The following is a 21,176-nucleotide window of genomic DNA, read 5'->3' as shown; positions in this document are numbered from 1 at the left end:
CCCGTGACTGCCGCCCGGGCGGCGTACCGCCCGGAGTGGAACGAGCAATCACCTCCCCGCACCGGCGACGCGCGCACCCGCACCGGTGCCGCGCCGCAGTAGCAGGCTGACGTTCTGGCCGCCGAACCCGAAAGAGTTGGTCAGCGCGTGCTCCGGGGCGGCCACCCTCGGCTGCTTGCTGATGTGGTCGGCGGGGCAGGCCGGGTCCGGGTCGTCGAGGTTCCAGGTCGGGGGCAGCAGCCCCCGACCCAGTGCCAGCGCCGTGGCCGCGGCCTCCAGCACGCCGGACGCGCCGAGCAGGTGCCCGGTGAGCGCCTTGGTGGAGCTGACGGGCACCCCGCCGTCGCCGAACACCGCGGTGAGCGCGGCGGTCTCGGCGATGTCGCCGAGCTTGGTGGCCGTGCCGTGCGCGTTGACGTAGCCGACGTCGCCGGCCGTCACTCCCCCGCTGGCCAGGGCGCGGCGCATGCACTCCGCCGCCCCCGATCCGTCCGGCCGCGGCGCGGTCGGGTGGTACGCGTCGGTGTTCGCCCCGTAGCCGGCCACCTCGGCGTACCCGGTGACGCCCCGGGCGGCGGCGTGCTCGGCGCGTTCCAGCACCAGCAGCGCCGCCCCCTCGGCGAGCACGAATCCGTTGCGCCGGGCGTCGAACGGCCGGCTCGCCTCGGTCGGGTCGGCCCAGCCCCGCGCGAGGGCCCGGGCGTTGCCGAAGGTGTCGGCGAAGGTGGGGAACAGCGGGGCCTCGCTGGCCCCGCAGACCACCACGTCGGCCTCCCCGGCCCGGATCAGCCGGACCGCGTCGGCCACCGACTGCGCGCCGGAGGCGCAGGCGGTGCCGACCGACGAGCTGTAGCCGCGGATGCCGTGGGCGATGGCGATCCGCGCCGCCGGCATGTTCGGCAGGATCCCGGTGAGCAGGTACGGGCTGACCGCCGCCCGACCCCGGGCGGCCCGGGCCAGCACCTGGCTCTCCAGGGTGGACATCCCGCCGACCCCGCCCACGATCACGCCGATCCGCCCGGGGTCGACGTCCCGGCCCACCTCGATGCCGGCGTCGGCGAGCGCGTCGGCGGCGGCGAGCAGGGCGAGCACCACGATCCGGTCCAGCACCCGGGTCTCCGGGCCGGACGCGACCGTACGCGGGTCGATGTGCGGCAGCAGCCCGGCCGCCTCCAGGGACTCCCGGGCGGGATGGTCGTCGGCCGGGCGGGTCAGCCCGGACCGCCCGGTGAGCAGGGCGTCGAAGGTCTCCGCGACGCCCCGGCCGACCGGGGTGAACAGGCCCATCCCGGTGATGACGGCGGTCATGACGGCGACTCGGTCAGGTATCGCTCGCGCAGCACCACCTTGCGCACCTTCCCGGTCACGGTGACCGGGATGTCCTCCGAGCGCACCGGCACCACCCGGCGCAGGGTCGCCCCGACGTCGGAGCCCAGCGCGGCGCGCACCGCCTCGGTGCGGTCGAGGTCCGGTTCGGCGCCGGCGGCCAGCTCCAGCAGCACGTCGGTGACGACCGTGTCGTTCTCCTTGACGATGACCACCGTGCAGTCGGTGACGTCGGGGCAGGCGGCGAGGACCCGCTCCTCGGACAGCGCGGTGAAGTACCGCCGGCCGTCGCCGACCTCGACGGAGTCGGCCGCCCGGTCCATGTGGTAGTACCGGCCCTCGTCGTCGGCGTACACCAGGTCCCCGGTGAGGTACCAGCCGCGCAGCCGGAACCGGTACGTGGTGACCGAGTCGTTCCAGTAGCCCCGGAACAGCGACGGGGAGTCGATGCCGAGCCAGCCCACCTGGCCCGGGGGCAGCTCGGTGCCCTCGGCGTCGAGCACCGCGACCTTGGTGAACCGGTACGGGCGGCCCACGCAACGGCCGTACTGGTTCGTCTCGCGGGTGTGGGTGATGTGGAACATCGAGTGGCCCATCTCGCTGGAGCCCAGCCCGTCGATGAAGACGGACCCGGGCACCCGGACCACTCCCTGCCGGGTGACGGTGTCCCGCGAGCCGACCGCGACGAGCCGCCGCACGTGCGGCTCGTGCGAGCAGTCGCCGGTGTTGAACCACAGCCGCACCGAGTCCAGGGCGTACCCGGACAGGTCGAACCGGGCCAGCTCAGCCCAGGTGACGGAGAATCCGAACACCCCGTCCGGCCGCCACCGCTGGATGGCGTCGAGCACCCGCTCCCCGCCCTGCTCGGACAGCAGGAACATCTCCGCCCGGTTGCCCAGCGCCTGGTTGACCATCAGCACGGTCGCGGTGTGCGGGGCGGGCAGCGCGTTGAGGATCCGGCCGGTGCCCTGCGCCTGTGGCATGGACAGCAGGTGCCGGGTCGCGGCGAAGAGACTCGCGTGCGAGTGCAGCACCGCCTTCGGCACGCCGGTGGTGCCGGAGGTGTGGGTGATGACGATCGGGTCGTCCTGATGGTGCCGGTAGTGCGCCGGGGCGGCGGCCGGGTCGCCGGCGCCGGCCTCGGCGGGGGTGCCGATCAGCGGCGCGCCGAGGTCGTGGCCGGCCAGCAGCTCGGTGTGCGCGGCGTCGGCGAGCACACCCGCGCCGCGCAGCCGGCGGATGTACTCGGCGGCGATCTCGGGGCGCAGCCTGCCGTTCATCAGCGCCGGGATCGCGCCGATGCGGGTCAGCGCCAGGAAGCTGAGCACCATGTCGGCGGCGGCCGTGGCCCAGACGGCGACCGGGTCGCGCGGCTTGACGCCCCGGGCGTGCAGCCAGGCGGCCCGGGCCGCGACCAGCTCGTCGAGCTGCCCCAGCGTCAGCGGGTGCTCGGCCGGGTGCCCGTCGACCGGCGTGTCGAAGGTCAGCCCCGGGCCGTCCGGGTCGGCGCCGTGCGCCAGCACCCGGGCCAGCATGTTGCCGGCGCCCAGTTCGGTGTCGGCGGCCAGTACGCCGCGCAGTCCCCTGGTCCTCATCGCGGGTCTCCTCCCCCCAGCAGCACCGCGACGGCCCGGATCCCGGGCGCGTCGCCGGGCTCCCCGGCCGCGACGCCCGCACCGGCGTCGTCGGGTGCCTGCTCAATCATGATCAACAATGTCTCGTCGGCGTCGCCGTCGTACCGCAGCAGTTCCGCCTCGGCCGTGCCCTCGGCCAGCGGGTCCCCGGTCGGGGCGACGCAGACCACCGGCCCGCCCAGCCCCCAGCGCGCGGCGATGTGCCCGGCGACGCTGTTGGGCACCGACTGGTAGAAGAACAGCGGCCCGGGCCGCCCGCCCTGCGCGACCGTGGCGTGCACGTGGTCGGCGCTGGCCCGGTCCCCGGCGGCGCTGACCAGCACCACCGCGGTCCGGGCGCCGACCGGCTCCGGGGCCGGCCGCTCGCCGTGCCGCCGGGTGAGGCACCGCTCGGCGACGGCCGCCACGACCGGGCTGAACGTCGAGTGCACGAAGCCGGGCAGGGTCGGCGGCGCGCCGTCGCCCGGCTCGGGCCAGCGCGCCTGCGCGAGCACCCGCAGCGCGCCGGGCGTTCCCCCGCCGGCCCGGTCGGGCCCCCCGGTCACGCCGCACCCACCAGCAGGGCGGTGTTGGCGCCGCCGAAGGCGGAGTTGAGGCTCAGCGCGTAGGCGGTGGCGGCCGGGCGCGGCGCGTCGCGGATCACGTCCAGCGGGCACGCCTCGTCCGGGCCGAGCCAGCCGGCGTTGACCGGCAGCTTCCCGTGCCGCACCGCGAGCACGGTCACCACAAGCTCCAGCAGCCCGGACGCCTCCAACGCGTGCCCGTGCAGCGCCTTGGTGGAGCTGACCGGCACCCGGCCGGCGTGTTCGCCCCAGGCCAGCCGCAGGGCCGCCGCCTCGGCGGCGTCGCTGTACCCGGTGCCCGTGGCGTTGGCGTTGACGTACCCGATCTCCTCGGGGTCGAGCCCGGCCCGGCGCAGGGCCGCACCGACCGCCCGGGCCAGCCCACGCCCCTGCGGGTCGGGCTGGCAGGGGTGGTGGCCGTCGCCGGCCCGCCCCCAGCCGAGCACCGACGCCGCCGTCGGCGCGTCCCGCCGCCGGGCCGCCCCGGCCGACTCCAGCACCACGGCGGCCACCCCGTCACCGAGCAGCAGCCCGCGGCGGCCGGCGCTGAACGGGCGCACCGCACCGTCGGTCGCGAAGGCCCGCCCGGCGTCGAACAGCGCGTACTGGTCGGGTTCGACCAGGTAGCCGGCGGCGACGACGACCCGGTCGACGTCGCCGCGACCGATCAGCGCGGCGGCGTCGGCCACCGCCGTGGACGCCGACACGCAGGCGCTGGTGTAGACCCGGGGGGCGCCGGCCAGCCCGCACCGGCTGGCCAGTTCCCCGGCCAGCGCGGGCACACCCGCCCCGCCGTGCGCGGCGAGCAGCAGCGGCGCGCCGGCCCGGTCGCCGGCGCCGAGCCGGGCCGCCGAGCAGGCGGCGTCCACCGCCTCGGCCAGCTCGTCGGCCAGCGTGCCGACCTCCGGCAGGGTGGCCGCCACGCCGACCCGGCGGGCCGCGGTGTCGAAGCGACCGACCGGCCGGAACGCCGGTTCGCCGGCGAGCACCCCGGCGAGCTGCGCCTCGGCTCCCCTGCCGAGCGCGCTGAGCGCGTGGACGCCGGTGATCCGTACGCCGGGCCGCTCAGCCATCTGCGGGAGCGGTCAGGCAGGCGTGGAACACCGCCAGGGCGTCGTCGACCGTCCGGATGCCGGCGAGCTGGTCGTCGGTGAGGTCGAGCCGGCGGTCGTAGCGCTGTTCGACGAGGTGGACCAGCCAGGCGAGTTCCATCGAGCCCACCCGGTCGGACACCTGGTCGACCGGTTTCGCGGTCATCTCGGCGAGCATGGTGAGCAGGTCAGCTCGCCCCAGGTCGGGCTGACCGGACATCAGGAGTTGCCGTCGGCCGTCGCGGCGACGCGGTCGGCGATCATCGTGGTGAACTCGCCGACCGTCATCAGGGCCAGCTTCTCGGACTCGTCGTCGGCGAACTTCAGGCCGTAGCGGTCCTCGACCCGTACGGACAGGTCGGCCAGGGCCAGCGACTCAAGGTCGACGCCGGAGGGGCCGAGGGTGGTGTCGTCGTCGATGTCGTCGATGTCGTAGTTCATGTCGGTGAGCTGCTCGATGACGAAGACGCGTACGTCGTCGCGCATGGTTAACCTCTTTCCGTGAGCCAGTCAGCGGTGCCCGGTCGGGACACCGTGTACGTGTGGTTCGGCCGTACCGCCGGCGATCGGCCGGAGGCGGCCCGGCGGCTGTTGCGGCACGCGGGTGGCGTGCTGCTCGGCCGGGTGGAGGCGGAGATCCGGGTGGGGCGCGACGCCGCGGGGCGGCCGTTCGTCCGCGCCGGTGACGCGGCCGACCTGCCGGTCAGCGTGAGTCACGCCGGCGACGCCGTGGTGGTCGCGGCCCGCCGCGCCGGCCCGGTCGGGATCGACGTGGAAACGCGCCGGGAGCTGCCGGCGGTGACGCTGGCCCGCCGCTGGTACGCCCCGGAGGAGGCCGCGTGGCTGGCCGACCGGCCCGCCGAGCGGCGTGCCGAGGCGTTCCTGCTGCTCTGGACGGCCAAGGAGGCCGTCGGCAAGGCGCTCGGCCGAGGGTTGCGTGACGGCGGCCTGGGTCGGCTGATGCCCCGGCCCGACGGGCCGGGCGGCCTGCTGCGCCCGGTCCCCGGGCCGGGCGGCCTGCGAGTCGGCTATCCCCGGCTGACCGGCGACGCCGCCGGTGACCGGGTCGCCGCCCCGGCCCCGACCGGCGGCCCGACGCCGTTCGACGCCGCGGCGGGGCCGGGCGGCCCGGTGCCGTTCGACGCGGTGGCGGGGCCCGGCGGCCTGGTGCTGGCGGTGGCGGTCGGCGGGCCGGTCGACGGGGTCGAGATCGTTACCGACTGATTGATCAGTCAGTGTCGAGGGCGCGACGGAGGACCGCCGGAGCAGGCTGGTCACGGCGTGGCCGCCCGCAGCGCCTGGGTCGAACGGACCAGCTTGCCGGTGGTGGTCCGGGGCAGCCGGTCGAGCAGGTGCAGCGTCCGGGGCCGCTTGTAGCCGGCGAGACGCTCGGCGAGCAGCTTCTCCAGCGTCTCCTCCGACAGCGGCCCGTCCGGCTGCACGTACGCGGTGATGCCGTCGTCGTAGACCACCACGGCGGCGCCGACACCGGGCAGCCCGGCGAGGGTCGCCTCGACCTCGGTGAGGTCGACCTTCATCCCGCCCACGGACACCTGGGAGTCGAGCCGGCCGCGCACGGTCACCAGGCCGGTGTCGGGGTCGACGGTGCCGGCGTCGCGAGTGTGCAGCCAGCCGTCGGACCAGCGGTCCGGGTCGGAGAGCCCGACGTAGGGCGACTCCGGGCAGCTCACCCAGAGCTCGCCGGTGGCGGACTCCCGTACCTCGATGCCGGGGGCGGGGGCGATCGCCGGGCGGTGCCGGCCGTGCAGGTCGGTGCCGATCACCCCGACCTCGGTCATCCCGTACATGTTGCCCAGCGGCACCCCGAACCGGTCGGTGAACGCGGCGACGACGGCCGCTGGGACCAGCTCGCCGCCGGTCGTCATCCGCTTGAGCTGCGGCAGCGGGCCGGTCGCCCGGGTGGAGGCCAGCAGCCCGATGTGAAAGGGCACGCCGAGCACGGTGGCGGGGCTGTCGTCGGCGGCGACGGCGGCGAGCACCGCGTCGCCGCTGAGCCGGTCCGGCGCGACCAGCGTGATCCGGGCGTGCAAGCCGTAGAGCAGGCCACCCACGAGGCCCAGCACGTGCACCATGGACGGCAGCAGGATGATCCGTTCCCCGGGCAGCGCGACCCCGTCGATCCGGGTGTAGCGGCGCACCTCGGCGACGAGCGAGGCGGCGCTGCGACCGATCACCTTGGACGGTCCCGTGGATCCGGAGCTGAGCTGGATCACCGCATGCGGGCTGCCGGCCGGCCGGTCCGAGTGGGCGGTGACGCCCTCGGTCACGTCGACGAAGACCTTCAGCGCGCCGGGGCCGGTGCGCACCGGGGCCACCACGACCTGCGGGGTGAGCCGCTCCAGGGCGCGCTCCACCTCGTGGTCGGTGAGCCGGTGGTCCAGCAGGATGGCCTGCGCGCCGCTGCGCCAGGTGGCCAGCAGGTTCACCACGTACGCCAGCGATGGAGGCAGCCGCAGCGCGACGGCCCCGCCGGGACGCAGCCCGCCCTCGGCGAGCCGGGCCTGGGCCTCGCCGACCAGCCGGCGCAGGGTTCCCCGGTGCACCGGGTCGGGCAGCCGGAAACAAACGTCGGTCGACGGACCGGACAACAACACTTCGTCAACCCAGGCAGCGTCGTCTACTGTAGATTCTTCTGCCGAACGATCCTTGCTCACTGTGGTCTACCGCCCAGCATCGAAAAGGGCGCAACCGCCCAATATGGTGCGTCTTTCGGGGTGCTGACGGAACACTACGACAAGCGCCGAGACCATTACTAGATGCGAATGGCTAGATCAAAAAGGTCGGCCGGCCCGATTGCCGGTCGGCCGGTTCGGCGGGCAGGATCGGCCGCGACGCGGTGGCTGGCGGCAGCCTGCCCTCGTACACCCGGCGCCCGGCGGGGGCGTGAGCCTGCCCACCGGAAGGCGGGCCCACCGGGGCGGCAGCCTGCCCGCCGCACGGGCCCGAGGCCACGGCAACCTGCCCACCGGCCCGAGGCCCCGGCCCGGCCTCGTCCCGTGGCGGCACGGACCCGGCATGATGGTCGGAGGGCCGCCGCCGGCCCGGCCCCTGCCGATCGACCGACGGGAACGGGTAGACCGTGGACGGAACGCGCCGCCTCCCGATCGAGGCCGCTCTGGTCCGCCTCTGGAAGGGCGACACCCCGGTCGGCGCCGGCTTCCTCGCCGGGCCGAGTCACCTGCTCACCGCCGCCCACGTGGTGGCCACCGCACTCGGCTGCCCGGCTGACGGCGACCCGCCCGCCGACGCGGTCGAGGTGGACTTCCCGCTGCTCGCCCCGGGCCGCCGGCTGACCGCCGAGGTCGTCGCCTGGCAGCCGGTCGCCCCCGAACACACCGGCGACGTCGCCGGGCTCCGACTGCTCTCCCCGCCCCCGCCCGGGGCGAGACCACTCACCTTCGCCCGGCACCGCAGCCTCTCCGACGCCCAACTGGTCATGGTGGGCTTCCCGGCCGCCCTGAGAATGGGCGGCTGGGTGTACGGCCGCACCGGCGGCGCGGTCGCCACCGGCTGGGTGGAGATCCTCAGCGACGACCGCCGACCGTCCACGCTGGAAAAGGGCTTCTCCGGATCACCCGTGTGGGACACCGAGGTCGACGCCGTGATCGGCATGGTGGTGCAGAAGGCCAGCGGCACCCCGCCCCGGATCGGCTACCTGCTCCCCACCGACCGGCTCCTGCCGGCCTGGCCGGAGCTGGCCCGGGTCGCCGAGGGCGAAGCCCCGTTCCGGGGGTTGCGGGCGTTCGGCGAGCAGGACGAGGCGCTCTTCTTCGGCCGCACCGAGCAGGCGGAGCAGCTCGCCCGGCAGGCGCTGGCCGTGCCCGTGCTCTGCCTGGTCGGGCCGTCGGGGGTCGGCAAGACCTCGCTGTTGCACGCCGGGGTGCTCGCCCGGCTGCGCCGCACGCCGCGCCTCGCCGTCGCCGTCCTGCGCCCCTCTGACGCGGCCACCGGGCTCCTCGCCCTCGCCCTGGCACTGGACCGGCTGACCGACCCGGACCCGGTGGACCGGGCGGACGGGACGGCCACCACCGCCCGGAACCCGGTCGACCGGGTGGACCGGGTGGCCGCCCTGGCCGCCCGGCTGGCCGACGGGGGCGGGGCCGACGTGCTGGCGGTCGTGCTCGCCGCCACCGGCGCCGACCGGCTGGTCCTCGTGGTGGACCAGTTCGAGGAGGTGCTCGCCCAACCGGAGGCGGCCCGCCGCGCCCTGACCGACGCGCTGGGCTCGGCGCTGCGCCCGGGGGCGCGGGTGTCGGTCCTGCTCGCCCTGCGGGACACCTTCCTCGGGGCGTGCCTGCGCGAGCCGGCGATGGCGGAGCTGACCGCCCGCTGGCTGCCGGCCACCGTCGCCGAACTCACCCCGTCCCAGTTGCGCGAGGTGGTCACCGGGCCGCTGGCCCGGGCCGGCACGGTGACGGCGCAGGCCGGGCTGGTCGACCGGATCGTCGACGACGTGCGGGACGCGCCGAACGCGCTGCCCCTGGTCCAGTTCACCCTGACCGAGCTGTGGCAGCGCCGGCACTCCGGGCTGCTCACCCACCGGGCGTACGACGAGCTGGGCGGGGTGCGGGGCGCGCTGGCCGGCTACGCCGAGCGGGTGTGGGGCAACCTCGACCCGGTGGCCCGGAACGCGGCGGAGCGACTGCTGGTCCAGCTCACCCGGCCGCTGCCCGAGTCCGGGCTGTCGGTGCGCCGTACCGCCGCCCTGGCCGACCTGGACGACGCGCAGCTCGCGGTCGCCCAGCGGTTGGCCACCACCCGGCTGCTGGCGCTGCGGGCCACCGGCGCGACGCCCGGCGTCGAGCTGGCCCACGAGTCGCTGGTGACCCGGTGGGAGCGGCTGCGCGCGCTCACCGACCGGCACCGCGAGTTCCGCACCTGGCAGGAGATGCTGCGGCTGCGGATGACCGGCCCGCCGGCCGGTGACGCGGCGGGGCGACGGCGGCTCACCGGCGCGGACCTGCACGACGCCCGGCGCTGGGCCGGCACGCACGGCGACCAGCTCGCCCCCGCCGAGCGCGCCTTCGTCGCCGACAGCCTGCGCCGGCGGAACCGGCGGGTCCTCGCGGCCCTCCTCGTCCTGGTGATCGTCGTGGGCGCGGTGGGGAACGCGTGGCGCACCACCGCCGAACAGCGCGCCGAGATCGCCGCCGCCGACCTCGTCAGGAATGCCGACGCTCGGGCGGGGGTGGACAGCTACGGGGCGAACCAGCTCGCGCTGCGGGCCTGGCGCACCGACCCCGACGTGTCGTTCAAACTCAGCACCCCGGACTGGTACGAGGGGGTGGACGCGCTGCTGCCGCACTACGCGGGCACGCGGAGCACCAGGGCACAGCCCACCCCCAGCGACGCCTCCGGCGAGCCGCCCACCGGCGGATGGTTCGGCAGCGACCTGTCGCAGCAGCTCAGCGCCGACGGCACCCGCCTGGTCACGCAGGACGCGGCGCTCCGCCCCGCGCTGTGGCACCTGACCGACGCCGTCCGCCGCGACGGCGCCGTGACCTCAGTGGCCCGGACGGGCGTCGTCGCCGTCCGGCCCGTGGTCAGCCGCTCCGGCCACCGGGTGGCATTCGTCCAGACGGTCGTGCCCGTCCTGCGGACGGGCGCGCCGGTGGACGGCGAGGGGCTGCCGAAGCCCGACCCGGCCGACCACCCCGCCTGCCGGCCCACGTCGCTCGCCCACGCGCTGGGCTGCCTGGTGGTCTACGACACCGGGTCGCACCGGGTGAGCCTCGCGGTGCCGCTGGGCGGGATGGCGGCCGCCCTGCGGGTCCGGTCCATCAGCATCGACCCCACCGGGGAGGTGCTCGCCCTCGTGACGCCGGGCAGCAGAAAGCTCGGCGACCCGGGCGCGGACCTGAACACCGTCATCCTGTACGACCTGCGCACCGGGGCGGAACGCGGCCGGGTCACCCTGGCCTGGCGCAGCACGGTCGCCAAGCTCTGGCTGGGCCCCGGCGGGCGCAGCGCGCTGCTGGTCGAGATGCCCTCGGGCGACGGCGGCTCGCTCGGTCAGCGGATCACCCTGTCCGCCGCGGACCTGACCGGAGCGACCGCCCGGCGGGTCCTGGTCGACGGGATCAGCGACGTGGCGATGAGCGCGGACTGGAGCACGATCGCCGCCACCACGTGGGACCGGACCGGCGACAACGCCCGGGTGAGCGTCCTGGACACCGCCTCGCTGCGCCCGAAGGCCCCGGTGATCGACCTGCGGCAGGAGGAACGGAACGGGTCCATCGCCCTGGACGCGACCGGGTCGACCCTGGTGCTGTCCTGGCAGCGCGACCTGCTCAGCGCCACCGCCAGCGACATCCGGGAGCTGCCCACCAGCTCCACCCCCGAGGTGAGTGTGTGGTCGCTGCCCGACGCGGCGCGCTCCGGCGAACGCCGCACCCACTCCGGCGGGTGGGTGGCGGTCCTGCCGCTGGGCCGGGGGCTGGACGGACCGGTGGCGGTGCTGGACAACAGCACGATCGGCGTCGCCCTGCCGGCGGCCGGGAAGCCGCCGCCGCTGCGCCGACTGGCGAAGACCGCCGGCACGCGCCGCCACTCCGTCGACGACGTGATGGACCGGCTCTGCGGGCTGCTGGCCGACCCGAACACCGACGACGCCGTACGCGAACTCGTGCCGGACGACGCCCACCAGGGAAAGCTGTGCCCGAGCTGAGGCGGGGCCGGTCCCGGCCCACGCCCTCCGGCCCGTCCCGCGTGGGCTCCGATCACGCCAGGGCGGGCGTCTGCGCGTAGACCAGGAAGCGCAGCGACAACTCCTCCTCGCTGAAGCACTCGCGCAGCGGCAGCACCAGGTCCCGGTGCTGCGCGCTGCGCTCCCACGCCTCGAACGCGGCCAGGTTGACCCACTCGCTGGTGATCAGCCACTGCTCCGGGTCGGCGGCCGAGCGGCACACCTGGTCCACCAGGTGCCCCGGCGTCCCCTCGGCGACCAGGTGCCGGATCGACTGGTACGCGCGGAGGAAGTCCCCCGTGCGCTCGTCCGGCACCCGCACCAGGAACACCACCCGGGCCCGCTGTTCGATCATCCGTCCACTCCTCTCGTCACGCCGGGCTCGGCCGCCCGGCGGGATTGTGGCGCCGGGCGGCCCGCCGCGCCGCGCAGCACCAGCGCGCTGTTGAAACCGTCGAACCCCCGGGCGCCCACGAGCGCCACCCGGGAGACGGGCCGGCGCGGCTCGCGCAAAAAGTCCAGGTCGCAGCCGTCAGCCGGGCGGTCCGGGCCGGCGGAGGCGGGCAGCGTGTCGTGCGCGAAGGCGAGCAGGGCCGTGGCCACGTCCAACGCCGACCCGCCCTGGTGGGCCCGGCCGGTCAGCGGCTTCTGGGTGGTCACCGGGACTCCACCCGCCCCGAACACCGCGCGCAGCGCGTCGGCCTCGGCCCGGTCGTGACGGGGGGTGCCCAGCGCGTCGGGCAGCACCACGTCCACGTCGTCCGGGGCGATCCCCGCCCGGTCCAGGGCCAGCCGCATCGCCCGGGCGTACTGGGCGGGGTCGCCCGCCGAGTCGGGGGTGGTGTGCGCGGCGTCGTGGGTGGCCCCCCACCCGGTGACCTCCCCGTAGACCCGGGCGCCCCGGGCCAGGGCGTGCCCCAGCTCCTCCACCACGAACACCGCGCCGCCCTCCGCCGGGACGTACCCGGCGGCGTCGGCGTCGAAGGGCCGGTACGCCCGCTGCGGGTCGTCCTCCGTACTGAGCAGCCCGGAAGCAAGCTGACAGGCCAGCGCGTACGGGCTCAGCGGGCACTCGGTGGCCCCGGCGATCACCACCGGGGTGCCCCGGCGCACGGTACGCACCGCGTGCGCGAGGCTGTCCAGCCCGCCGGCGGACTCGCTGACCAGCACCCCGCACGGGCCCTTGAACTGGTGGTGGATGGAGAGCTGCCCGACGCTGGCCGCGTAGAACCAGGCGATCGACTGGTACGCCCCGACGGTGCGCGAAGTGCCGCCCCAGAGCCGTTGCAGCTCCCGCTGGCCGAACAGGTTCCCGCCCGAGGAACTGGCCAGGGTGACCGCGTACCCGTACGGGTCCGGGGCCCGCTCGGGCAGCCCCGCGTCGGCCAGCGCCAGCCGGGTGGCCGCGAACCCCAGGTGGGTCCACCGGTCGGTCTGCACCAGCCGCCGGTTGTCCGCCCAGGTCAGCGCCTCGAAGCCGGGCACCTCGCCGGCGAGCCGGGTGGGATAGGACGCCGGGTCGAACAGGGTGATCGGGCCGGTGCGCCGGGTCCGGGTGGACACCGTGGACCAGTGCGCGTCGACGCCGACGCCGCTCGGGGCGATCACCCCGATGCCGGTGACCACCGCCCGGGCGGTCACCCGGCCACATCCGCGGACATTCGGCGGAACAGCATCGCCGACTGGAAGCCGCCGAAGCCGCTGCCCACCGACAGCGCCACGTCCACCGGCAGCTCCCGCGCCACGTTCGGCACGTAGTCCAGGTCGCACTCCGGGTCGCGGGTGGCCCAGTTGGCCGTCGGCGGCACCACCCCGTACTCGACGGCCAGGGCGCAGGCGGCCATCTCGATGGAGCCGATCGCGCCGAGCGAGTGCCCCACCATGGACTTGATGGAGCTGATCGGCACCCGGTGGGCGGCCTCGCCGAGGGCCCGCTTGAACGCCGCCGTCTCGTGCCGGTCGTTCTGCCGGGTGCCGGAGCCGTGGGCGCTGATGTAGGAGACCTGTTCGGGGATCAGCCGGGCCTGCTTCAGGGTGGCCGAGATGGCCAGCCCCATCTCCAGCCCGTCCGGGCGCAGCCCCGTCATGTGGTAGCCGTTGCTGCGGCTGGCGTACCCGGCCAGCTCGCAGTAGACGTGCGCGCCCCGGCGGCGGGCGTGCCCGTACTCCTCCAGCACCAGCACGGCCGCGCCCTCGGCGAGGACGAAGCCGTGCCGGTCGGCGTCGAACGGGCGCGAGGCGTGCGCCGGGTCGTCGTTGTCGGGGCTGGTCGCCTTGATCGCGTCGAAGGAGGCGACGGTGACCGGGGAGATGGGCGAGTCGGCCGCCCCGGCCAGCACGATGTCGGCCTCGCCGTCGGCGATGAGCTGGTGGGCGTACCCGATGGCGTCGATGCCGGAGGTGCAGCCGGTGGAGATCACCTGCGCCGGGCCGTGCAGCCCGTGCCGGCAGGCCACGTCGGCGGCCAGGCTGCTGGGGATCAGGGCCTGGTACAGGTACGGGCCGCCGCGCGCGTGGTCGACGAGCCAGCGGCTGCCGGAGTCGCTGACGGTGACGTACTCCTGTTCCAGGGCCATGGTGCCGCCGACCGCGGTGCCGAGCACCACCCCGGCGCGGTCCCGCTCGGCGTCGGTCAGCTCCAGCCCGCTGTCGGCAACCGCCTCGATCGAGCAGGCCAGCGCGAACTGCACGTAGCGGTCGGCGCGTCGCCGCTCGGCCTCGGTGAGCCCGGCGGCGACGGGGTCGAAGTCGCACTCGGCGGCGATCCGGGAGCGGAACGGCGACGGGTCGAAGAAGCTGATCCGCCGCGTCGCCGTGCGCCCCTCGGTGATCGTCTTCCAGAATCGGTCCCGGGTCGCGCCGCCCGGGGCGACCACCCCGATGCCGGTCACCACCGTGCGGCGCGCGGTCACGACGCGCCCCGCTGTTCGGCCAGTTCGGTGTCGACGTGCCCGAGCTCCGGGCGGGGTGCGAGCGGGCCCAGGTGGAACACCACCTCGGCCGGCTCGGTGCCGGTGTTGCGCAGCCGGTGCCGGACGTTGACCGGCACGAACAGGGACTCGCCGGTGGCCAGCGGCACGGGGCGGTCGTCCAGGTCGACGGTGATGGACCCGCGCGTCACGTACAGGAACTCCTCGCTGTAGGGGTGGTAGTGCTCGGCGATCCGCTCCCCCGGGGCCAGGGCCGCCACCCCCATGAACCCGGAGGTGCTGCCGACCGTCTTCGGGCCGAGCAGCACCCGCAGCTCGCCGCCGCGTCGCCGGTCGGCCGGCACGTCCCGGCCGGCGACGGGCCGGTGCGCCGGTACGCCGGCCGCCGGCCGCTGGTCGGTGGTCTCACTCATCGTCGCCTCCGGTGGTGGTGGAGCGGATCCCGGCCGCCCGCTCGATCCGTTCCTTGATCACCGCGAGCTGGACGCGGCTGTTGGCGTTGATCCGCGCGGTCATCCCCGCGTTGTCCAGCGGCGCCTGCGGGCGCATCGCGAAGTCCTGCACCCAGGTCATCCGGGTGCCGTCGGGCTCGGTGTCGTAGCGCCAGTGGATGCGCATGTACTCGAACGGGCCGGTCTCCACCCGGTGCGCCCGCACCTCGCGGTTCTCCCAGTCGGTGGTGCGTTCGCTGACCCAGCTCCACACCGTGCCGTTCTCGTCCGGGTGCATGGTCAGCCGGAACCGGACGGTGCGGCCGTCGCGTTCGAGGATGTCCGCCGCGGCGTACTCGGTGAACAGGTCCGGCCAGTTCGCCACGTCGTTGGTCAGCTCCCAGACCAGCGGCAGGGGCGCGGCGATGACGATGCCGTTCTCTGTGTGCCCGGGCGGATCGGTCTGCTGGGCGACCAGGTCGGCGACGGCGTCGATGCTCAGCCGCCCGGCCTCCTCCGGGATGCGCACCCGGTACCGGTCGGCGAGCACGGCGGACAGTTCGAGCAGGGCGAGCGAGTCCATGCCGAGTTCCTCCAGGGACGCGGCCGGCTCCCTGGCCGCGGCCTCGGCGTCCAGGCCGCAGTGCGCCACCAGGATCTCGGTGATCTCGGTGGTCAACGGTCGGCCGTGGGTGACGGTCATCAGTTCCTCCTCTGGTCGGGGCCGGACGGCACGGCGCCGTCGGCGGTCGGGGCGGCGGCACCGGCCGCGGCGTCGTCGGCCGGGTCGACGGCCCGCAGCAGCCGGTCGACCAGGCCGGTCGAGTAGCGCCCCTTGCGGAAGGCGGCGTCGTCGAGCACCCGCCGGACGAAGGGGATGGTGGTCCGCACACCCGGCCCGCCGATGTCGAACTCGCCGAGCGCCCGTTCCAGGCGGTCCAGCGCCAGCTCCCGCTCCGGCGCCCACACGGCGACCTTGGCGAGCAGGGAGTCGTAGTGGGGGCCGACGACGTAGCCGGGTCGCCCGTGGGTGTCCACCCGGGTGAACGGCCCCCCGGGCGGGTGGAACCGGTCCAGCCGGCCGGGGGTGGGCGCGAACCCGCGGTCCGGGTCCTCCACGTTGACCCGGCACTCCACCGCGACGCCGTGCGGGCGGACGTCGGACTGTCGCATTCGCAGCGGCACCCCGGCGGCGATGTGCAGCTGCTCGTGCACCAGGTCGATCCCGGTGATCATCTCGGTGACCGGGTGCTCCACCTGGATCCGACAGTTGATCTCCAGGAAGTGGAACCGGTCGGCGTCGTCCACCAGGAACTCCACCGTGCCCGCGCCGGTGAAGCCGACCTCCAGCACCCCTCGGAGCGCGGCCCGCTCGATGCTGTCGACGACGGCCGCCGGCAGCGACGGGGCGGGTGCCTCCTCCACCAGCTTCTGGTGCCGCCGCTGCACCGAGCAGTCCCGGGTGCCCAGGTGCACGCCGTTGCCGTTGGCGTCGCAGAGCACCTGCACCTCGACGTGCCGCGCGTCGGTCAGGTACCGCTCGACGTACACCCGGTCGTCGCCGAAGGCGGCCTGGGCGGCGGCCCGGGTCCGCGCGTACGCCCGGGGCAGGTCGCCCGGGGTGTGCACCACGGTCATGCCCCGCCCGCCGCCGCCGGCGGCGGCCTTCACGATCACCGGGTAGCCGACCTCGGCGGCGATCTCGGCGGCCCGCTGCGCCGTCGACAGGGTCTCCACGCTGCCCGGGGGCAGCGGCAGCCCGGCCCGGCGCATCCACGCCCGCGCGGTGGCCTTGTCCGCCAGCGCGGACATCACCGACGGCGGCGGGCCGATGAACGTGAGCCCGTTGTCGGCGCAGATCTCGGCGAAGTCGGCGTCCTCGGAGAGGAACCCGTAGCCCGGATGCACGGCCTGCGCCCCCGTGCGCCGGGCCGCCTCCACGATCGCCGCCGCGTTGAGGTAGCTGCGCCGGGCGTCCGCCGGCCCGATCCGGACCGCCTCGTCGGCCAGCCGCACCACCGCGGAGTCGGCGTCGGCGCTGGAGTAGACGGCCACCGTTCGCACGCCCAGCTCCCGACACGCCCGCAACACCCGCAACGCGATCTCGCCCCGATTGGCGATCAGCACCTTCTCGAACATGTCCCCACCCGACCTAGGCCGGTTCCAGCGCGACCAGCGGCTGGTCGTACTCGACCGGCGCCGCGTCGTCGGCGAGCACCGCCGCCACCCGGCCGGCCCGGTCGGCCGTGACCTCGTTCATCAGCTTCATCGCCTCGACGATCCCGACCACCTGACCGGCCCGGACCAGGTCCCCGACCGCGACGAACGGCGCGGCGCCGGGTTCCGGCGCGCGGTAGAACGTGCCGACGATCGGCGACCGCACGACGGCACGGTCGGTCTCCTCGCCGGGCGACGCGGGCTCGGCGCGCAGGGCGGGCGTCTGCTCCACCGTCCCGTGCCACTCCACCTCCAGGACGGTCTGCCCGCTGCTCAGCCGCACCCGGCGCACCGGACCGGCCAGCTCGGCGACGAGGGCCCGGGCGTGCCGGCGCAGCCCCGCCAGCACGGCGTCGTCGGGCATCGTCTCGGCGCTCACCGGACGACCCCCACCGTCGCGACCGCGCCGCCGGTCCGGGCCGCGCCGTACCGGCGGAACCGCTGCCGGCGGCGGCGTACCAGCGTCGCGGGCGGCACGTCGAGCAGCGGGGTCAGGTTCGCCAGCACCGCCCGGCGCAGCAGCTCCCCGGCGGCCTCCGGGTCCGCGTGGGCCGCCGGTTCCGGCTCCGCCACGACCTCGTCGGCGATGCCGAGCGCGCACAGGTCCGGCGCGGTCAGCCGCAGCGCCCGGGCGGCCAGCGGGGCCGCGGAGCTGTCCGGCCAGAGGATCGCGGCGCACCCCTCGGGGCTGATCACCGAGTAGACCGAGTGCTGGAGCATCAGCACCCGGTCGGCGACCGCGAGGGCCAGCGCCCCGCCGCTGCCGCCCTCACCGGTGACCACCGCGACCACCGGCACCGGCAGGCTGCTCAGGGTGAGGATGTTCTCGGCGATGGCCGCCGCCTGTCCCTGCTCCTCGGCGCGTACCCCGGGGTCGGCCCCGGGGGTGTCGACGAGGGTGACCACCGGCAGGCCCAGCCGGGCCGCGAGCCGCATCAGCCGCAGCGCCTTGCGGTGCCCGGCGGGGCTGGCCATCCCGAAGTTACGGGCGACGAGCTCGGCGGTGTTGTGCCCCTTCTGGTGCCCGATGACCATCACGTGCCGGTCGCCGAGCCGGGCCAGCCCGCCGACCACGGCCGGGCAGTCGGCGCCGAGCCGGTCACCGTGCAGCTCGACGAAGCCGTCGAACGCGATGTCGAGGTAGTCCAGGGTGGTCGGCCGGCCCGGGTGACGGGCCGTCCGCACCGTGTCCCACGGGTCACGCGCACCCGCCCGGTCCCCGTCACTCCGGCCCACCGCCGCGCGGTCGGCCGGAGCGCCGCTCAGCCGACCGGGCGGCCCGTCTCCCCCGGCGCGACCGTCCGGCGCGGCGCTCGTGGCACGGCCCGGCGGGGCGGCGAGCCCGGCGCGGCTGTGGCCGGCCGGCCCGGCGGCCGGCTGGCGGGGCATCAGTTGCCCGGCCTCCGGCCGGCACACCAGCCGTCGGTCCGCCGCACGCCGGTCCGCACGGGCCGAGCGGGCCGCCGCGAGCAGCACCAGCAGCCGGGCCCGCAGGGACCGCCGCTGCACCACCATGTCGACCTGACCGTGCCGTAGCAGGAACTCGGCGGTCTGGAACCCCTCGGGCAGGTCGCGCCCGGTGACCTGGCGGATCACCCGGGGGCCGGCGAAGCCCATCCGCGCGCCGCTCTCGGCCAGCACCACGTCCGTGTTGGTGGCGAACGACGCCGCCACACCTCCGTACGTCGGGTCGGTCAGCACGCTCACCGTCAGCAGCCCCGCCTCGCGCAGCGCCGCCACCGCCTGGCTCACCGTGGCCATCTGCATCAGCGACAGGGCACCCTCCTGCATCCGCGCCCCGCCCGAGGCGGTGACCAGCACCAGCGGGACACCGTCGGTCAGCGCCCGCTCAGCGGTACAGGTGATCAACTCGCCGACCACGCAGCCGAGGCTGCCGCCGAGGAACCGGAAGTCCATCACCGCGAGCGCCACCGGGTGACCCCCGATCGTGGCCGTGCCGCAGACCACCGCCTCGGGCAGGCCGGTGGCCGCCCGGGCCGCCACCAGCCGGTGCGGGTACGGCAACACGTCGACGAAGCCGATCGGGTCCACGTCGTCCGGACGGTCCGGCAGCGCGGCGAAGGACGACGGGTCCACCAGCTGACGCAGCCGCTCCGGCGCGCCGAGCCGGACGTGCGAGCCGCACTCCGGGCAGACGTCCAGGTTGCGCCGCAGCCGCTTGCGGTAGACCAGGGCCTCGCACCCGTCGCAGCGCGACCAGAGCTGCTCGCCGTGCCCGATGGTGGCGGTCACGGCCGACGCCCGGCTGTCGGCTCCCAGCGGTGGCAGCAGCCCGCCCCCGGCCCCCGGCCCGGCTGCCCGGAATCCTCCGGGCGGACGTGGCGGTCGCACGGCCGGCACGGCGGCCGGTGACGGGACTCGGCCGGGCGCGGCAGCTCCGTCGCGCCGGGCCCGGTGAAGACCCCGGCGGCCGGGACCACCGGGGCGACGATCAGCGAACGATCCATGGACGTGCCTCCCTAGGGCGCGTGGCGGACGTGGCCTGGCCCGTTCGTCACGCGGGACGACTGCCGCCACGGTGCGCGTACCGCCGTCACGGCGGCGTCACCACCGACCCCCGACCGGACACGACCTGTGGTGACGGTGCGTTGATGCAAGCTGTGAATAATCCATGCCGCACCTTTGAATCACCTGACGGTGACGACAAGTTTTCGCAGTTGAGAAGGTGTCAATCAGGTGACATGGCCCGCTCCACCACGGACAGCATGTTGACTCACCGTAATCGCTGGGGCTAATCTCCGAGAGGGCCAGCCCGGTGGTCGCGGCGCTCGGTCCGGTGCCTTGTGGAGCCACCGGCGACAGTGGCGTCCCGGGCACGCCGCACGGGACACGACAGTCCGGACGAGGTCCGGTGCAGGGGGTGCCGCCGTGACCGCTGATCCGCCCACGCCGACCACGTCGGACGGCACCTTCCCACAGGTCTCGCTGCACCTGCTCGGCGGCTTCCGCCTGCTGCACGACGGAACCCCCGTCGTCGTCCCCCGCGGGCTGCAACGGGTCCTCGCGCTGATCGGGCTGCGCCCCGGCGCCACCCGCAGCCACCTCGCCGGCCTGCTCTGGCCCGAGGCGCCCGAGGAGCGCGCCCTGTCCTCCCTGCGGACCGCGCTCTGGCGGCTGCGCCAGGACCCGTGCTGCCCGCTGGTCACCACCGGCGACACCGCGCGCCTGCACCCCCACGTCCGGCTCGACGTCGACGAGCTGACCACCACCGCCGCCCGGGTACGCGACGGCGACGACCCGGGCACCACCAGCGCCGCCCGTACCGCCGGCCGACACGACCTGCTGCCCGGCTGGTACGACGACTGGGTGCTGCTGGACCGGGAACGACTGCGCCAGTTGCGGTTGCACATGCTGGAACAGGTGGCCCGCAACCACATCGCGGCGGGCCGGCACGGCGAGGCCCTGGAGGCCGCGCTGGAGGCGATGGCGGCTGAACCGCTGCGCGAGACGCCGCACCGGCTGGTGGTCCGCATCCACCTCGCCGAGGGCAACGTGTTCGAGGCCGTGCACGCCTTCTACGCCTACCGCGACATGCTCCTGCGGGAGCTGCGCCTGGAACCGTCCCCCGCCATGTCCGCCCTGCTGCACGACACGCTGGCACCGATCCGGCGGGCCACCCGGCCGGCCGCGCCCGAGCCACGCCGCGAGCCGCTCCCCCGCACCGGCCCCCGCCCGCGCTGACCCGCGCCCACGCCCCGCCCGCACGGCCCACACCCGGCGTTGGCCGACTGGTTCTCGTTCTCGTTCCCGGCTGACCCCGCTCCGCACCGGCGGCCGCGTCACCATCGCCACACGCACAGTGACGGTGACGTGACAGGGCGACCGGCAAGGTGGGCGGCAACGGTGCACGTGGTCACCCGACCTGATCCAGGAGCACCACCGGCGGGAGGGGTCCCATGAGTCGTCTACTAATCGTCAGCCGGATCATCCCCGGCGCGGAAGGCCGGGTGGCGCAGATCTTCGCCGAAGCCGACGCGACGGAACTACCGGGCCTCACCGGGGTCCGGCACCGCTCCCTGTACTGCCTGCACGACCTGTGCGTACACCTGATGGAGACCGAGGACGTCGACCCCGACGTCCTGGCCGAGGCGCGCAGCCACCCGTTGTACCTCCAGGTCAACGAGCGGCTCTCCGCGCACACCTCGCCATATCTGCCGACGTGGCGCTCACCGCGCGACGCGATGGCCGGCTGCTTCTACAGCTGGGACGCCACCTCGTCGGTCAGCACGACCGGCACGGTCGGCTGAGCCGGAGCCG

19 protein-coding genes and 1 pseudogene are annotated in these 21,176 nt (G+C 75.4%); 4 read left to right on the top strand and 16 right to left on the bottom strand.

The genetic code is table 11. From position 1 onward, the window contains the following. Positions 1 to 48: 48 nt before the first annotated feature. Genes OG559_RS26145 through OG559_RS26120 form a run of 6 tightly spaced genes read right to left on the bottom strand, consistent with a single transcriptional unit; the run spans position 49 to position 5,100 of the window. The gene (locus tag OG559_RS26145; RefSeq protein ID WP_405108303.1) at positions 49 to 1,308 is read right to left on the bottom strand and encodes a beta-ketoacyl-[acyl-carrier-protein] synthase family protein; all 1,260 of its coding nucleotides are present in this window, start codon (positions 1,306 to 1,308) and stop codon (positions 49 to 51) included. Further along, positions 1,305 to 2,921: a class I adenylate-forming enzyme family protein gene (locus tag OG559_RS26140; RefSeq protein WP_405108300.1), complete on the bottom strand. Its 1,617-nt coding sequence runs from the start codon at positions 2,919 to 2,921 to the stop codon at positions 1,305 to 1,307. The genes OG559_RS26145 and OG559_RS26140 overlap by 4 nt, the downstream gene beginning before the upstream one ends. Then, positions 2,918 to 3,505 (bottom strand): hypothetical protein, encoded by a 588-nt coding sequence (locus OG559_RS26135; protein ID WP_405108297.1) that lies wholly within the window; start codon positions 3,503 to 3,505, stop codon positions 2,918 to 2,920. Before OG559_RS26135 ends, OG559_RS26140 begins: the two co-directional genes overlap by 4 nt. Next, the gene (locus OG559_RS26130; protein ID WP_405108294.1) at positions 3,502 to 4,596 is read right to left on the bottom strand and encodes a beta-ketoacyl-[acyl-carrier-protein] synthase family protein; all 1,095 of its coding nucleotides are present in this window, start codon (positions 4,594 to 4,596) and stop codon (positions 3,502 to 3,504) included. Before OG559_RS26130 ends, OG559_RS26135 begins: the two co-directional genes overlap by 4 nt. Further along, positions 4,589 to 4,834: an acyl carrier protein gene (locus OG559_RS26125; protein ID WP_161683979.1), complete on the bottom strand. Its 246-nt coding sequence runs from the start codon at positions 4,832 to 4,834 to the stop codon at positions 4,589 to 4,591. Before OG559_RS26125 ends, OG559_RS26130 begins: the two co-directional genes overlap by 8 nt. Then, entirely contained in the window at positions 4,834 to 5,100 is a 267-nt protein-coding gene (locus OG559_RS26120; RefSeq protein ID WP_405108291.1) for a phosphopantetheine-binding protein, read from the bottom strand. Before OG559_RS26120 ends, OG559_RS26125 begins: the two co-directional genes overlap by 1 nt. A 15-nt stretch (positions 5,101 to 5,115) precedes the next feature. Here OG559_RS26120 and OG559_RS26115 point away from each other — a divergent pair, with 15 nt between their 5' ends. Beyond that, the gene (locus OG559_RS26115; protein ID WP_405108288.1) at positions 5,116 to 5,838 is read left to right on the top strand and encodes a 4'-phosphopantetheinyl transferase family protein; all 723 of its coding nucleotides are present in this window, start codon (positions 5,116 to 5,118) and stop codon (positions 5,836 to 5,838) included. Positions 5,839 to 5,888: 50 nt separating this feature from the next. Here OG559_RS26115 and OG559_RS26110 read toward each other — a convergent pair whose 3' ends face one another. Next, the gene (locus OG559_RS26110) at positions 5,889 to 7,229 is read right to left on the bottom strand and encodes a class I adenylate-forming enzyme family protein (protein ID WP_405116969.1); all 1,341 of its coding nucleotides are present in this window, start codon (positions 7,227 to 7,229) and stop codon (positions 5,889 to 5,891) included. 485 nt (positions 7,230 to 7,714) lie between these two features. Between OG559_RS26110 and OG559_RS26105 the strand changes: the two genes are divergently transcribed. Continuing rightward, positions 7,715 to 11,302, top strand: a complete 3,588-nt coding sequence (locus OG559_RS26105) for a trypsin-like peptidase domain-containing protein (RefSeq protein ID WP_405108285.1) — start codon at positions 7,715 to 7,717, stop codon at positions 11,300 to 11,302. A 52-nt stretch (positions 11,303 to 11,354) separates the two neighbouring features. On the opposite strand, the gene OG559_RS26100 is transcribed toward OG559_RS26105, so the two are convergent. The 9 genes and pseudogenes from OG559_RS26100 to OG559_RS26060 form a co-directional block, all read right to left on the bottom strand. Next, a complete protein-coding gene (locus OG559_RS26100; RefSeq protein WP_405108282.1) occupies positions 11,355 to 11,675 on the bottom strand; it encodes an antibiotic biosynthesis monooxygenase family protein in 321 nt (106 codons plus the stop codon). Further along, positions 11,672 to 12,961, bottom strand: coding sequence for a beta-ketoacyl synthase N-terminal-like domain-containing protein (locus tag OG559_RS26095; RefSeq protein WP_405108279.1), 1,290 nt, complete (start codon positions 12,959 to 12,961; stop codon positions 11,672 to 11,674). Before OG559_RS26095 ends, OG559_RS26100 begins: the two co-directional genes overlap by 4 nt. Continuing rightward, on the bottom strand, positions 12,958 to 14,232 hold the full coding sequence (locus OG559_RS26090) for a beta-ketoacyl-[acyl-carrier-protein] synthase family protein (protein WP_405108276.1): 1,275 nt from the start codon (positions 14,230 to 14,232) through the stop codon (positions 12,958 to 12,960). The genes OG559_RS26095 and OG559_RS26090 overlap by 4 nt, the downstream gene beginning before the upstream one ends. Continuing rightward, positions 14,229 to 14,663 (bottom strand): cupin domain-containing protein, encoded by a 435-nt coding sequence (locus tag OG559_RS26085; RefSeq protein WP_387017595.1) that lies wholly within the window; start codon positions 14,661 to 14,663, stop codon positions 14,229 to 14,231. The genes OG559_RS26090 and OG559_RS26085 overlap by 4 nt, the downstream gene beginning before the upstream one ends. Beyond that, entirely contained in the window at positions 14,656 to 15,384 is a 729-nt protein-coding gene (locus OG559_RS26080) for an SRPBCC family protein (protein WP_396672741.1), read from the bottom strand. Before OG559_RS26080 ends, OG559_RS26085 begins: the two co-directional genes overlap by 8 nt. Next, positions 15,384 to 16,820: an acetyl/propionyl/methylcrotonyl-CoA carboxylase subunit alpha gene (locus OG559_RS26075; protein ID WP_405108272.1), complete on the bottom strand. Its 1,437-nt coding sequence runs from the start codon at positions 16,818 to 16,820 to the stop codon at positions 15,384 to 15,386. Before OG559_RS26075 ends, OG559_RS26080 begins: the two co-directional genes overlap by 1 nt. 13 nt (positions 16,821 to 16,833) lie before the next feature. Then, positions 16,834 to 17,244 (bottom strand): annotated as a pseudogene (accB, locus tag OG559_RS26070) (acetyl-CoA carboxylase biotin carboxyl carrier protein); the annotation flags it as partial. 29 nt (positions 17,245 to 17,273) lie between these two features. Beyond that, on the bottom strand, positions 17,274 to 19,151 hold the full coding sequence (locus OG559_RS26065; protein ID WP_405108269.1) for an acetyl-CoA carboxylase carboxyltransferase subunit alpha: 1,878 nt from the start codon (positions 19,149 to 19,151) through the stop codon (positions 17,274 to 17,276). Then, a complete protein-coding gene (locus tag OG559_RS26060) occupies positions 19,148 to 19,366 on the bottom strand; it encodes a hypothetical protein (RefSeq protein WP_405108267.1) in 219 nt (72 codons plus the stop codon). Before OG559_RS26060 ends, OG559_RS26065 begins: the two co-directional genes overlap by 4 nt. Before the next feature lie 421 nt (positions 19,367 to 19,787). On the opposite strand from OG559_RS26060, the gene OG559_RS26055 reads away from it, so the two are divergent. Continuing rightward, positions 19,788 to 20,600, top strand: a complete 813-nt coding sequence (locus tag OG559_RS26055; RefSeq protein ID WP_405108264.1) for a BTAD domain-containing putative transcriptional regulator — start codon at positions 19,788 to 19,790, stop codon at positions 20,598 to 20,600. Positions 20,601 to 20,815: 215 nt separating this feature from the next. Further along, positions 20,816 to 21,166 (top strand): TcmI family type II polyketide cyclase, encoded by a 351-nt coding sequence (locus OG559_RS26050; RefSeq protein ID WP_396672745.1) that lies wholly within the window; start codon positions 20,816 to 20,818, stop codon positions 21,164 to 21,166. Positions 21,167 to 21,176 lie beyond the last annotated feature (10 nt).

It is taken from the genome of Micromonospora sp. NBC_01405, from assembly GCF_045040155.1.
In the GTDB taxonomy this organism is placed as follows: Bacteria; Actinomycetota; Actinomycetes; order Mycobacteriales; family Micromonosporaceae; genus Micromonospora.
This window is presented reverse-complemented; position numbering and strand designations above follow the sequence as displayed.

What these genes read in the sequence shown, in the direction of transcription:
- OG559_RS26145 (WP_405108303.1), bottom strand. Translation starts at nt 1,308, where the DNA reads ATGACCGCCGTCATCACCGGGATGGGCCTGTTCACCCCGGTCGGCCGG.
- OG559_RS26140 (WP_405108300.1), bottom strand. Translation starts at nt 2,921, where the DNA reads ATGAGGACCAGGGGACTGCGCGGCGTACTGGCCGCCGACACCGAACTG.
- OG559_RS26130 (WP_405108294.1), bottom strand. Translation starts at nt 4,596, where the DNA reads ATGGCTGAGCGGCCCGGCGTACGGATCACCGGCGTCCACGCGCTCAGC.
- OG559_RS26125 (WP_161683979.1), bottom strand. Translation starts at nt 4,834, where the DNA reads ATGTCCGGTCAGCCCGACCTGGGGCGAGCTGACCTGCTCACCATGCTC.
- OG559_RS26120 (WP_405108291.1), bottom strand. Translation starts at nt 5,100, where the DNA reads ATGCGCGACGACGTACGCGTCTTCGTCATCGAGCAGCTCACCGACATG.
- OG559_RS26100 (WP_405108282.1), bottom strand. Translation starts at nt 11,675, where the DNA reads ATGATCGAACAGCGGGCCCGGGTGGTGTTCCTGGTGCGGGTGCCGGAC.
- OG559_RS26085 (WP_387017595.1), bottom strand. Translation starts at nt 14,663, where the DNA reads ATGAGTGAGACCACCGACCAGCGGCCGGCGGCCGGCGTACCGGCGCAC.
- OG559_RS26080 (WP_396672741.1), bottom strand. Translation starts at nt 15,384, where the DNA reads ATGACCGTCACCCACGGCCGACCGTTGACCACCGAGATCACCGAGATC.
- OG559_RS26075 (WP_405108272.1), bottom strand. Translation starts at nt 16,820, where the DNA reads ATGTTCGAGAAGGTGCTGATCGCCAATCGGGGCGAGATCGCGTTGCGG.
- OG559_RS26060 (WP_405108267.1), bottom strand. Translation starts at nt 19,366, where the DNA reads ATGGATCGTTCGCTGATCGTCGCCCCGGTGGTCCCGGCCGCCGGGGTC.
- OG559_RS26050 (WP_396672745.1), top strand. Translation starts at nt 20,816, where the DNA reads ATGAGTCGTCTACTAATCGTCAGCCGGATCATCCCCGGCGCGGAAGGC.